Origin of the sequence: Verrucomicrobium sp. BvORR034 (assembly GCF_000739635.1) — a bacterium.
Lineage (GTDB): Bacteria > Verrucomicrobiota > Verrucomicrobiia > Verrucomicrobiales > Verrucomicrobiaceae > Verrucomicrobium.
Genome location: NZ_BATQ01000163.1, coordinates 58,256 through 70,366, shown reverse-complemented (window position 1 = coordinate 70,366; position 12,111 = coordinate 58,256). Strand labels below are relative to the sequence as shown.

Sequence of the window (12,111 nt, the reverse complement as noted above, 5' to 3'; positions counted from 1 at the left end):
CTTCCAGACATGGCTGCGGACTTCACCCAACGCAAAGAGGCCTGGGCGCGGAAGATGCAGGAGCGGGGAGCGCATCGCCTGGCGGAACGCTCCACGGACCGGCTGCCACCCGGCCAGCATCTGGCCTCAGGGTTTCCAGTGCTGGATCTCGGCATTCATCCCAAGGTCAAGCTGGAGGAATGGAAGCTGGAGATTGCCGGAGAGGTGGAAGTGCCCCTGACGCTCTCTTGGGCTGAGTTGGTCGAGATGCAACAGGACCAGCGCACCAGTGACTTCCACTGCGTCACGACCTGGAGCAAGTATGACTGCGCCTGGAGCGGAGTGCCGCTGGTGGATCTTCTCGACCGGCTCCGACCGCATGAAGGGGCGCAGTACGTCTTCTATACCAGCTATGACGGGTACACCACCAACACTCTGGTGGAAGACTGGACGCATGCCGATGCCCTGCTGGCCACGCATTTTGAGGGAAAACCCATCACCTTGGAACACGGCGCGCCAGCACGGATCGTCATCCCGCATCTCTATGCGTGGAAGAGCGCCAAGTTCGTGAGAAAGATCGAGTTCCTGAGCGCGGAACAGCTCGGGTACTGGGAAAAACGCGGCTACAGCAACACGGCAGACCCGTGGTTGAATGACCGGTTCGCGGAAACGGCAAGGTCTTATCTTCCTTGAGAGGAAGGCGTTGCAGGGGTAGGGATAGACAGAATTAACAGAATTAACAGAATTTACGGAATTGGATTGAGGGATGCCGAGGGGGCAAACCATGTATCGTTTTTTTGGGGCAAGTGAGCCCCAGGGGCCGGCGGTTGTGCAAGCACAAACCGCCGGTCCTTGGATGACTTGGCGTCACCACCTCAAAGCGGTGACTTGGGAGTTGTTGGTGCCTTCAGCCAAGACTTCCGCCAGGAGAGGATGCGCCGTTCCAATGGGGCGCCGAGAAGCCAGCACACGATCAGAGGTGCGGCGATGAAGACCGGGCCGGAGATCCAGACGGGACTGCCTGCGAGCATGGCGCCGGGTTTGAAGAGGAGGTCCGTGAGACCGATGACCGGCTGATGCAGCAGGTAGAGGGGATAACTCCAGATGCCGAGGGTGTGGGCCAGCTTCTTCCAACGAGATTCTCTCAGCCAGGCCGCATCGCGGAGGCGAATGATCAGGAACGCAAACCCAATCCCTGCCACCAGTTCCAGGCCGTGCAGAAGGAAGACCCGGCGGGAGTACATCCAGAAGGCGGTGTAGAGGGCTAGAAAAGCAAGGGCGGCGGCCGCAAACAGCCAGTTGCCCGCGCTTCCGGAATTCCTCGAACTTGTCATTGCTGTCCAGCGTTCATAGAGCCCCACGCCGACAAGCCAGACGAGAAACCGGACCGTGACGGTCCAGGATTCATTCAAGGGCCCATGAGGCTTGCCTTCTGCAAGCCACCAAAAGACGAGGCCGCCGGTGACGAGCAACGTGAGGGCAACACCAGCCCACCAAGCCCGAGCCGAGTGAAATCGACACGCCACCAAGATCACGGGCCACGCCAGGTAGTAGAGGCATTCGTTGGTGAGGCTCCATGAGGGGGCAAAGTGCTCTGTGTAGCCAGTGAACCCCTGGAGCATGAAGAAGTAGCCTCCGACCTTATCCCAGCTGAACTGGTCCGGTCGGGGGTTGAGCCATTCCGCAAGAAGACATGCGGCGATGCCCACCAGGAAGAGCGGGTAGATCCGGCTGAACCGGGCTCGCAGGTAGTCGCTGAAACTCCATGTCCCCGTCTCCAGACTGCGACGGATGCTCATCTGGATGCACAGGCCGGAGATGACAAAGAAGCCCATGACCCACACCAGGCCCTGCCCGACCGAGGCATGGAGCACACGGATCAGAAGGGTGTCGCCCGTGGCCCACTCACTGCGCGTCACCGTCTGGCGGAAGGCGTGGGAAAGCAGCACCAGCACGGCGAGGAGTCCCCTGAGTAGATCGAGGCCCGAGGAGGTGCTCTCGTCCAGTTTTGGTGCGGCGGGTGGGGTCAAACCAGGCCCTCCTTCAGCGCCTTGGCCACGGCCCCCGTGCGGGTGTTCACCTCAAGCTTGCGGTACACGCCGCGCAGATAGGTGTCCACGGTGTGCAGGCTGAGGCTGAGCCGGTCGGCGATCTCCTTGCGGATGAACCCCTGCACCATCAGTTCCAGCGTTTCCCTTTCCCGCGTGCTCAAGCCGTAGTCCGCATGCCGCGGGGCGAAGCGGGAGAAAAGCTCCAGCACCTGGTGGGCGATGCACGGCGTCATGGGCACCCCGCCCTTCAGGGATTGCTGGATGCCGCTGATAATTTCCTCGATTGACGAGTTCTTCAGGAGATAACCCTGGGCGCCGTTGCAAATGGCCTGGGTGATCTTGGCGGCATCTTCAAACACGGTGAGCATGAGCACCCGGCAGTCGGGGGCGCGGTCGCGCATCGCAGGCAGCAGATCGATGCCGCTGCCATCTGGCAGGCCGGCATCCAGCAGGACGATCTGAGGAGGCAGCCGGTCCTGGATGGCCTGCATCAGAGCCTTCCCCGTGCCAAACTGTTCTTCGCAATGGAGCTCCCCGGTGGCGGTCAGGGCACGGGCCACCGCGCCGCGGTACACGGCATTGTCTTCAACGATCCAGACGCGGGGCAGGGACATGGACGAAGGCTTGGTCGGGAAGGTTGGAATTGCAACTCACGAATGTCCGGGAGGCCGGCGTTCCGGTTTCATCAATGGATCACACCGGCCATGGCACCCGGATCTGAACTTCGCAGCCGCCCTCCTCAGGAGAACTCAGCCGCACCTCACCCCGCAGGGAACGCGCCCGCTGTCGCATGTTTTCCAGTCCGTTTCCAGGGTTCGGGTTCTCTCCTGCCTTGGGCAGCCCCTTGCCATCATCCTTGATGCGCACCACCATGAGCCGGCCCTCGCGGATAAAGGAAATTACCACATTTTTGGCTCCGCTGTGCCGGGCGACGTTTTGCAGGGCTTCTTTGAAAATGAGGAAGATCTCGCGCTTGAACTCCAGCTCCAGCCGGGGTGGCAGTGCAGTCTCTGGAGGATGGAACTGCACACTCATTCCGGAAAGCATGCGTCCGGCCGTGAGTCGCAGGCCGCTCACCAGATCCCCCGGCATGCCCGGCTGCACCATCCACACCAGATCCCGCATGGAGGCGGCCGTCTCATCCGCCACTCGGCAGACTTCTTCCAGAATCTGGCGGCGAAGCGGAGGGGATGCCGTTTGACTGGCCTCTCTGCTGAGCAGGGATATGCCGGCCAGGTTGCTGCCCACCTCATCGTGCAGATCACGGGCGATGCGTTGTTGCAGGGCGCGCAGTTCCCTGCGCCGACGCAGCGAGTTGCGCACAAGGGAGGTGGTGAGCCCGGCCAGTGTCAGTAGCACCAGGCCGATGCCTCCTCTTAAGAGGCCACGTTTCCATTTCGCTTCCCGCTGGTATCGCTGCGCCTTCAGCGATTTCAACTCGTGCTCCACCCGGGAGGATTCCTGGAGTTCCTGCACCCAGTTCTGGAGCGGCAGGATCGGGTTGTCACTGGCGTCACCATCCACGAGGTTCTCATTTGCCCAGGGTTTGTCTGGGTACACGCTGGTGGTAGTCACCGTCGCCTGCCGGGCCACATTGGCCCCACCTGAATAGACTTGCACTTCAGAGAGGGCGAAGGCGTGATCGGTGAAGCGCTCCCACTGCTGGGTGGCGGTGATGCGCACGAGGCGGGCCTGGACGCCGTCGGCCGGTAGCGTCACCGCATTCATGCCAGGATTCGGGACATCATGGCCTGTGAAGTCGGCAATCACGCGGGGAGTGCTGAATGACGGATCATCGGCACACTCCACCCTGTAGCGCACGGGAAAGCCAAACCCCAGCCAGTGTGGGTAGCCCTCCCATCGCATGGGAAACAACCGCACATCGTCCAGCGGCATCACTTGGTCAAGATCCAGCGTGATGGAGACAGGAGTGGTGGCTTCTGGGTAGGCTTCGCTGTGCCAGCCCTTGCGCGATTTGGAGCCTGCGCCCACCGGGGCGCCCAGCACGCTCTCGCCGTCAGTGAGGTTTTGCAGAGACCAGACAGGGGCCGCTTCCCGGGAAGTGGGGGCGGTGACCCGCCGGCCTGCAGCCAGATTCCGGTCGCCATACAGCGCCATGACTTCCGCCAGGGCCAGGGAGGGCCAGTTGATCCGGCCATCTGATCCCACTCTGCCGGTGGGGCCGGTGGCCGTTACCCTCAGGTGTTGTCCTCTCGCACCCTTTGCGTGAATCAACAGCGGGGCCCGTCCGGGATTGGGCAGATCGGTTGAGGAGTCAATCAGCACCTGCTCATTCGCCATGTCCGGTGTCTCAGCCACGGCAACGCGAAAGCGGCGGGGGAATCCATAACCCGCGATGCCGCCCAATTCCCGCGGAAGCACGACCGGTACCAGTACAACGGTATCAAATTCCCGGCTCGCCCCCAGATCCACCTGCACCCAGAGATCTCCCACTCTTCCGCCTTGAAGAATGCGGCTGTGATAACCCAGGCGTTCCCCGGTTTGCTCCTCGGGAAGATGGGCCAGTGTGGCCAGGCGTGTCTCAAGGAGCGTGATGTCCTCATTGAGGCGCTTGAGGGTGCCATCCAGATGGGACAGCCAGGACCAACGCGAAGCCTCTGCCGCGACAACGGGAGGAGTGCCCTGAGCCTGAGCGCAGATCGGCTCTCCCCATACGAGGCACCCTAGTGTGCAGGCGGTGATCAGGAACCGGGGGGAATTCATCACGTTGCAGAACGTGCCTTCAGTGAATCACGTTCTGCAACCCTACGGAAGAAAGATTTCCTCTGCTCAGTTCCGGCTGCGGCCAGATTTCTGTATTTCCTCCAGCTTGGCCGCCATCGCTGCGGCTTTGTCAGGATGCTCGCTCAGAACATTCATCTTCTCTCCGAGGTCGCGGGAGAGATCGAACAACTGGCCCTTTTCATCTTTGCCGGACTCCACCCCCGTGTTCTGCTGCCGTTTGGGGCCTTTGCCCGGGGGGATGTATTTCCAAGTACCGTGACGCAGGGAGAGCTGGCTCGCGTGCTCCACCAGATATTCCCTGCCGGTCTTGGATTCGCCCAGCAGTGCGGGCAGCATGTTGAGGCTGTCTGGGGCTACTTCTGTGGGCAAGCTTTGGCCAGTGAGGGCGGCGAAGCTGGCCATCAGGTCAATCTGGCAGACGAGTGCATCTGAGGTGCCCGGTTTGATGCGATCCGGCCAGCGGACGATGAAGGGCACGCGGGTCCCGCCTTCGAAGTTGCTGTACTTGCCGCCGCGCAGGGGGCCGGAGGGGCTGTGATTTCCCAGTTTGGCCACGGCCTCATCCTGGTAGCCGTCGTCCACGACGGGGCCATTGTCGCTGGAGAAAATGATCAGCGTGTTTTCTGTGAGCTTGAGTCGTTCCAGGGTGGCGAGCACTTCTCCCACACACCAGTCGAGCTGGACGATGGCGTCACCGCGGGCACCCATCTCGGTCTTGCCCACAAAGCGGGGGTGGGGCACCCGCGGTACATGGATGTCGTGAGTGGGGAAGTAGAGGAAGAAGGGTTTCTCCTTGTTCTGCTCCACAAATGCCGTGGCCTTGCGGGTGATGGTGTCGGCAATGTCTTCATCCACCCAGCGGGCTGCTTTGCCGCCGGTCATGTAGCCGATGCGGCTGATGCCGTTGACGATGGTCATGTCGTGCCCATGGCTGGGCTTCATCTTCAGCAGGTCTGGGTTTTCCCGGCCCGTGGGTTCATCACCGATCTTCTCGCCATAGCGCACGGAGATGGGGTCGGCGGGATCCAGGCCCACCACCCGGTGATTCTCCACGAACACACACGGGGTACGGTCGCCGGTGGCAGGAATGAGGAACGAGTAGTCGAACCCGATTTCAAGAGGGCCCGGTTTGATCTCGGTGTTCCAGTCCACCTTCTGCTCTGCCGTGCCGAGCCCCAGGTGCCACTTGCCCACCACGCCGGTCGTGTAGCCCGCCTGCTTCATGAGGGCTGGGAGGGTGAGGCTGCCTGGCTCGAAGATGAGTGCGGCATCACCCGGCAGGATCGCGGTGCCTTTTTTTCTCCAGGCGTACTGGCCGGTGATCGTGGCGTACCGGGTGGGGGTGCAGGTGGCGGAGGGGGCGTGGCCATCCGTAAAGCGGAGGCCCTGCGCTGCCAGACGGTCCAGGTTGGGTGTGTTGACCCGGGTGGCTCCATAGCAGCTCAGGTCCCCGTAGCCGACGTCGTCAGCCAGGATGTAGATGATGTTGGGTTTTTCCGCAGCGGGCAGCGCTGCGGACAGGCCCAGTAGGGCAGCAGTCAAGAGGAGGTGGCGAACCGTCATATGCATAGAATGTCCGACTGGAGCGAAGTGTCACTCCTTCTGTTTCGGCAAAATGCACTGCACGGAGTGTCGCGTTCCGGTACATTTGAGGCGGATGCGCTGCGGTTCGCAAGACCCTGCGGCCTGACGGCGATTGGTCAGACATGCGTTCACCTTCCTTCCTCTCGTGGAACTTGCTGATGGCAGCTGCGGCATGCGGCATCCTGCTGAGCCCATCGTTGCCCGGAGCGGCGGATGACAAGCAGGGTGAGGGCAGTCAGGCGGCGTACTTTGAGCGACAGGTCTCGTTGATCGAGGATTCTTCAGCCGTTGCTCAACTCAGGAAAGAGACTTGGAATGCCTTCCGCGACCAAAGCCGGGCAGAGCTGGCAGAGATGCTGGGGCTGGATCTGAACGCGCCGCGCACCGATCTAAAAGTTACGAAGACAGGTGAGTTCGAGCACGAGGGAGTCGTTGTCGAGAACCTTCACTACCAGTCCCGACCCGGGCTGTATGTCACGGCGAACCTTTACCGGCCCAAGGTGGTGGACAAGCCCTTGCCCACCGTGCTCTACGTCTGCGGCCACTCCAACATGGTGAAGGATGGCGTGAGCTATGGCAACAAAACGGGGTATGAGCATCACGGGGTCTGGTATGCGAAGCACGGCTTCGTCTGTCTGATCATCGATACCGTGCAGTTGGGCGAAATCGCCGGGGAACACCACGGCACCTACCGGCTGGGAAAATGGTGGTGGATGGCTCGGGGCTACACGCCTGCCGGGGTGGAGGCGTGGGCGGGCATTCGCGCGCTCGATTATCTGGAGACCCGGCCGGAAGTGGACAAGACCCGCTTTGGCGTGGCCGGGCGGAGTGGCGGTGGCGCCTATTCATGGTTCGTGGCCGCACTGGACGAGCGGATCAAGTGTGCTGTCCCCACAGCAGGCATCACGACGTTACGAAATCACGTGGTGGATGGTTGTGTCTCTGGGCACTGCGACTGCATGTTTTTCGTGAACACGTTCCGCTGGGATTATGACCGCCTCGCCGCGCTCGTCGCCCCGCGGGCTCTGCTGGTCACAAACACGGACAAGGACGGTATTTTCCCCATTGATGGTGTGTTCGACATCTACCAGTCCACCCGGCGGGTGTACAAGGCCCTGGGGGCCGAGCAGAACATCGGCCTGCATATCGCAGAGGGGCCGCATAAGGACTTGCAGCCTCTCAATACGGGAGAGTTTCACTGGATGATGCGCCATCTGCAAAGCGCAGGCCTGATGGACACGACCGATGCTCCGGCAGTAAAAGGCATCCCCATGGAAAAGCTCCGCGTCTTCCAGGAACTGCCTCCCGATCAGATCAACACTCGCGTGGATGAGGTGTTTGTGCCTCTGGCAGGTGCGGTGAAGGCTCCGGAGGATTCTGCGTCCTGGGACAAGATGCGTGCTGGCTGGATGGAGGCGCTGCGTACCAGGTGCTTTGCCGGGTGGAGTGGGCTGGGGGAGCCTGCGGCAAAGTTCTCTGAACCTGTTGTCACCACGAACCAGAATGTCACTCTGACCACCTGGAAAATCACCCCTTCATCGGATCGTGATCCTCAAGGGGGAGGGGACTTGTTTCTGCTCCACGGGGCCGCATTCAAGCCAGAGGATCTACAGTTGATGGTGTTGCACGTGCTGGATGATGAGGGCTGGAAGGAGTTTGGAAACACCTTTGGAGATGCGTTTCCGTCCATCGCGGGAGAAAAGGTTGCCGCGGCGGAGCCCGATGCCAAAGCGTTCGATCAGGAAAGGGGTATGCTCACGCGAATGAAGTGGGGCATGATTTATTTCTGCCCGCGTGGCGTGGGCCCAAGAGCGCTGTCCTCTGACCTGAAGACTCGTACTCATCAGCTGCGTCGCTACTACCTGCTGGGGCAGACCCTGGAAGGGCAGCAGGTCTGGGATGTCCGCTGCGCCATTCGGGGATTGCACAGCGTTGAGGCTCTTAAACAGACGCCGCTGTGGATTCAGGCCAGTCGTCATCAGGCCGGGAATGCTTTGTACGCCAGTCTTTTTGAAGACGGCATCACCCGTCTGGATCTGCATGAAGTTCCAGCATCCCATCGGGACGGCCCGATTTACCTGAATGTGTTGAAGTATCTGGACCTGCCCCAAGCTGCGGCCATGGCGGCCCAGCGCACCCGTGTGATCATCTACGCAGACGACAGGTCGCCGTGGGAATTAGCCCGGTCATTGAACGAAAAGTTCGCGTGGGACGCAGAGAAGAAGGCGGGCCTGCAGCTTCGGGATCTGCCCAAGCCTCGGTGAGGCCTTGTGGACACTGTCGCTATTTTCCACCCCAAGCATTTTTGGGGTTCCGCTAAACCACTTGTACGGAAAGTAGTCATGACAACGAAAGAAGAGATTGCTGTGCTGCTCGCGGAATTCTGGAAAGGGCCAACTGAGGAGCGCACCGAGCAAAAAGACGAGCGGATGAACGTGCTCTCCCCGGACCCTGGGTGGAGCAATTACATTTACTACTCTGACGCACTTGTGAAGTCTGATTGGGTTCTAGATGTCACTGATGTTTTAGATAAGATCTTCTCTGTTCGCCCCATTGCGCCGGATGGCGGCGCGTAGTTCTAAGCGTCATCGGCATGCTGCCCTCCATCTGCCTCGGCTCCGCGTATTGGGAAGATTCTTCTTGGTAGAAGAACGCGATTGCAGTGCGAGGAGACAAGCTACTAGCGGGAACCAAATAGTCGAGTAGTAGCCTGTCTTGCAGAAACTGTCTGCACTGGCGCAGCTAGGCCGAGGCGAGGGCGGGTGGACGCAAGCTTTGTTGGCTTTACACCAGCGAATACTGTCCCGTGGCTCGTACCGTGTGCCAAGTGTAGCCAGCACCCTCTCTGGCTGCCGGGTGTGGCTCCCTGGTCAGGGTGAGGAGGGTTCGAGATGGTTGCGGATCCGACAGCGCGGTGCTGCGCCAGGGCATACGGCGTGAGGTCGTGGAGCAGGTGCGTGCAGAGGAAGGCAAACTGACCCTGGCGGAGACACTGCGGCATCGGGTGATGTGTTTCACCGCTGGCGAGGCCCTGGGACGAAGGACATTTGTGAGCGAGTTCTTTGGAGTTCGCCGCGAACAGTTTAGTGACCGAAGAAAGCAGGGGAGGCCAGTGAAAGGAGGGAACATTTGCCGGGATATTTGCCTTTCTAGCACCGAGTCCAGGGTGTTTGAACGTGATGAAGTATCTTGACTTGCCAAAGCTGCAAGCATGGAGACCCAGTGTTGGGGCGATGGGATGAGGCGCAGTGCACCACGTTCTTCATGGTGGATAAAAGAAGGAACCGTTGCCTGGTGCAAGTTGGCGGCTAAGCAAATCATTTAGCATTCCATCGAGGATTGGAAGTGTAGGCACTAAGAATTCCTCCTCTCTATCTTTTCACTTCGAAATCTAATGTACATTGTATTGACATATTCTGGTGATTTGATCAAATTTGGTGTGTTGGGTGCCAGTTGATATGTGAGCGCAGAGTCGGATTTCAAACGATGGCTGAAGGATTCATGAAATCACAACCCAGGAACCGCCGCGTCAATGTGGGCCGCAACGGCTTCACGCTGATTGAACTTTTGGTCGTGATCACCATTGCGGCGATTTTGCTACTGTTTGCCGTGCCCGTGACAAACTCGGTACTTACGGCGAACCAGATAACCACCGGCACCCAGATGGTGGTAGATGGTCTCAGTCTGGCCCGCCAGACCGCCATCACGCGAAACCGGGTGGTGGAGGTGCGGTTCTATGACTTTGCAAGCCTGGATCGTGGTAACGCCACCACTGCGGAGGTGTCTGCCTTTGAGGCTGTGATCTATGATGAGACCAACACGAAGTCGTCTCCTCTGGCGTCGGTAGAGCATCTGCCGGGCGGTGTGTTGATCAGCAAGGATGAAACGCTGTCCACCCTCTTGAAATCAAGCCGTGAGAAGACCAACTGGACTACGGATGATCCCAAGCAGAGCCTTCCTCGGGGCATTGGCTCCAGCTATCAGACTTATGCGCTGCGTTTCCGACCGGATGGCTCAACGGACCTGGGTGCTGGAAGCTGGTTTTTGACCCTGCATGGCAGCCGCGAAGCGGGCAGCCCTCCACCGAATCATGCCGCCGTGCAGATCGATCCTTACAACGGATCGTTGCGTCTCTACCGCCCCGGCTAACCCCCACCTACATCATGAAAACCTCACGACTTCCCGCAGCCGCTGCTGCCGGGCCGGGTGGCTTCTCGCTTGTTGAAGTCGCCATTGCCGCTGGCATTGCCTCCATCGGCATCATCATGCTCTTTGGTTTGCTTCCGTCAGGGCTCACCATGTTTCGTGACTCCATGACGGTCAGTGTTTCGTCCCAGATTGCGCAAAGGGTGATTCAAGAGGCGGTGCAGACGGACTATGATGTCCTCGTGGGTGCCAGTGGCACCGGTTCCACGCCGGTGGTGAAGCCGTGGCGCTATTTTGATGACCAGGGGACTGAGCGGCCGGTGCCTCAGGATGCCATTTATCATGTGCTGACACGGGTGATTCCCGCCAGCCAGCTGCCTTCAGGCAATGCCGCTGCGGCCAATGCCTCACTGGCCACCATCACGGTGCAGGTGGTCGCCAATCCCTACAACCGCAACGTGGACCTTCTCCCCGCCTCGGCCACAGATCCGCTCGCTCAGACCGTGGACCCTCAAGGCGGCCTGCCGTTCTTCACTTACAACAGCCATGTGGCCCGTGCCCGATGACGACCATGAAATGCCGCGCCTTTACGCTCCTTGAGTTGCTGGTTTCCATGACCATCGTCTCGATCCTCATGATTGTGATGGTCACCATCACCGGGCAGACCAGCGCTGTATGGAGGGACACCACGGGCAAGTCCAACCAGTTCCGGGAGGCTCGCAACGCGTTTGAGTCCATCAGCCGCAATCTTGCCCAGGCGACGCTTAACACTTACTACGACTACTACGCGGCGGACGGCTCCTCGCGAAAGGCATCCGACCCCGCCACCTTTGTGCCCGCCACTTACGGCCGCCAGTCGGAACTTCGGTTTCAGGCGGGCGACGCCTCGGCACTCGTCGGTGGATCTGCCTCGACATTTCCATCCCAGGCGCTCTTTTTTCAGGCTCCCCTCGGGTTCACTCAAACCTCCGACAACGCAGGGCTGGAAAGCCTCATCAACACCTGGGGCTACTACCTTGAGTTCCGGGAGGACTCGGACCGGCCCGCCTACATGCCGGGGACGAAGCGGCATCGCTTCCGTCTCATGGAGTTCATGGAGCCAACCGAAAATCTCAAGGTGTACCAGCAGCCCAACCAGTGGCTTCAGACCGCCGCGGGTGGCTCCAACTCCCACGTCATTGCCAGCAACATCATCTGCCTGACCTTCTTGCCCAAGCTGCCTTCCCAGGGGCCGGTGGGAGATCTGCGTGTGGATCCTAACGGCAACCGTCTTTCACCCAACTATGCCTACGACTCGACCACGGTGGGCCAGGCAGCATCGGGTGCGGAGTTGAACAGTCGTCATCAGCTGCCCCCGGTGGTGGAAGTGATCATGGTCGCCATTGATGAGCCGTCTGCAGTGCGGCTTGAGCAAGGATCCACCCCGCCGGACTTTGGCCTTGCCACCTTGTTCAAGGATGCCACCCCGGCTCGCCGGAAAAGCGATTTGCAGACCCTGGAGACCACCCTGGCCAGCATGAAAGTCAACTACCGGGTGTTCGCCACGGAAGTCAGCCTGCGAGGCGCCAGGTGGAGCCGCGAACAGGCCAACTAGTCTCACGTTTAG

Annotated in this window: 10 protein-coding genes; 6 read left to right on the top strand and 4 right to left on the bottom strand. The window is 60.2% G+C overall.

Annotation, left to right across the window (positions count from 1 at the left end; genetic code table 11):
* Positions 1 to 9 precede the first annotated feature (9 nt).
* Positions 10 to 672: a molybdopterin-dependent oxidoreductase gene (locus tag BV034_RS28410; protein WP_050030328.1), complete on the top strand. Its 663-nt coding sequence runs from the start codon at positions 10 to 12 to the stop codon at positions 670 to 672.
* 182 nt (positions 673 to 854) lie between these two features.
* Here the strand turns inward: BV034_RS28410 and BV034_RS28405 are convergent, their stop codons facing one another.
* The 4 genes from BV034_RS28405 to BV034_RS28390 form a co-directional block, all read right to left on the bottom strand.
* Positions 855 to 2,009 (bottom strand): acyltransferase, encoded by a 1,155-nt coding sequence (locus tag BV034_RS28405; RefSeq protein WP_081888175.1) that lies wholly within the window; start codon positions 2,007 to 2,009, stop codon positions 855 to 857.
* Entirely contained in the window at positions 2,006 to 2,644 is a 639-nt protein-coding gene (locus tag BV034_RS28400; protein WP_050030326.1) for a response regulator transcription factor, read from the bottom strand. The genes BV034_RS28405 and BV034_RS28400 overlap by 4 nt, the downstream gene beginning before the upstream one ends.
* 79 nt (positions 2,645 to 2,723) lie before the next feature.
* Positions 2,724 to 4,754, bottom strand: coding sequence for a histidine kinase (locus tag BV034_RS28395; RefSeq protein WP_050030325.1), 2,031 nt, complete (start codon positions 4,752 to 4,754; stop codon positions 2,724 to 2,726).
* Between the two features lie 66 nt (positions 4,755 to 4,820).
* A complete protein-coding gene (locus BV034_RS28390) occupies positions 4,821 to 6,338 on the bottom strand; it encodes an arylsulfatase (protein WP_050030324.1) in 1,518 nt (505 codons plus the stop codon).
* A 143-nt stretch (positions 6,339 to 6,481) separates the two neighbouring features.
* On the opposite strand from BV034_RS28390, the gene BV034_RS28385 reads away from it, so the two are divergent.
* The 5 genes from BV034_RS28385 (at position 6,482) to vccC (ending at position 12,099) form a co-directional block, all read left to right on the top strand.
* Positions 6,482 to 8,623, top strand: coding sequence for an acetylxylan esterase (locus tag BV034_RS28385; protein ID WP_265593568.1), 2,142 nt, complete (start codon positions 6,482 to 6,484; stop codon positions 8,621 to 8,623).
* Positions 8,624 to 8,701: 78 nt separating this feature from the next.
* Positions 8,702 to 8,935: a hypothetical protein gene (locus BV034_RS28380; RefSeq protein WP_050030323.1), complete on the top strand. Its 234-nt coding sequence runs from the start codon at positions 8,702 to 8,704 to the stop codon at positions 8,933 to 8,935.
* 925 nt (positions 8,936 to 9,860) lie between these two features.
* The gene (gene vccD / locus BV034_RS28375; RefSeq protein ID WP_081888185.1) at positions 9,861 to 10,508 is read left to right on the top strand and encodes a Verru_Chthon cassette protein D; all 648 of its coding nucleotides are present in this window, start codon (positions 9,861 to 9,863) and stop codon (positions 10,506 to 10,508) included.
* A gap of 14 nt (positions 10,509 to 10,522) precedes the next feature.
* On the top strand, positions 10,523 to 11,071 hold the full coding sequence (gene vccB, locus BV034_RS28370; protein ID WP_050030321.1) for a Verru_Chthon cassette protein B: 549 nt from the start codon (positions 10,523 to 10,525) through the stop codon (positions 11,069 to 11,071).
* Between the two features lie 5 nt (positions 11,072 to 11,076).
* The gene (gene vccC, locus BV034_RS28365; RefSeq protein ID WP_081888184.1) at positions 11,077 to 12,099 is read left to right on the top strand and encodes a Verru_Chthon cassette protein C; all 1,023 of its coding nucleotides are present in this window, start codon (positions 11,077 to 11,079) and stop codon (positions 12,097 to 12,099) included.
* The last annotated feature ends 12 nt before the right edge of the window (positions 12,100 to 12,111 follow it).

What these genes read in the sequence shown, in the direction of transcription:
- BV034_RS28410 (WP_050030328.1), top strand. Translation starts at nt 10, where the DNA reads ATGGCTGCGGACTTCACCCAACGCAAAGAGGCCTGGGCGCGGAAGATG.
- BV034_RS28400 (WP_050030326.1), bottom strand. Translation starts at nt 2,644, where the DNA reads ATGTCCCTGCCCCGCGTCTGGATCGTTGAAGACAATGCCGTGTACCGC.
- BV034_RS28395 (WP_050030325.1), bottom strand. Translation starts at nt 4,754, where the DNA reads ATGAATTCCCCCCGGTTCCTGATCACCGCCTGCACACTAGGGTGCCTC.
- BV034_RS28390 (WP_050030324.1), bottom strand. Translation starts at nt 6,338, where the DNA reads ATGACGGTTCGCCACCTCCTCTTGACTGCTGCCCTACTGGGCCTGTCC.
- BV034_RS28385 (WP_265593568.1), top strand. Translation starts at nt 6,482, where the DNA reads ATGCGTTCACCTTCCTTCCTCTCGTGGAACTTGCTGATGGCAGCTGCG.
- BV034_RS28380 (WP_050030323.1), top strand. Translation starts at nt 8,702, where the DNA reads ATGACAACGAAAGAAGAGATTGCTGTGCTGCTCGCGGAATTCTGGAAA.
- vccD (WP_081888185.1), top strand. Translation starts at nt 9,861, where the DNA reads ATGAAATCACAACCCAGGAACCGCCGCGTCAATGTGGGCCGCAACGGC.
- vccB (WP_050030321.1), top strand. Translation starts at nt 10,523, where the DNA reads ATGAAAACCTCACGACTTCCCGCAGCCGCTGCTGCCGGGCCGGGTGGC.
- vccC (WP_081888184.1), top strand. Translation starts at nt 11,077, where the DNA reads ATGAAATGCCGCGCCTTTACGCTCCTTGAGTTGCTGGTTTCCATGACC.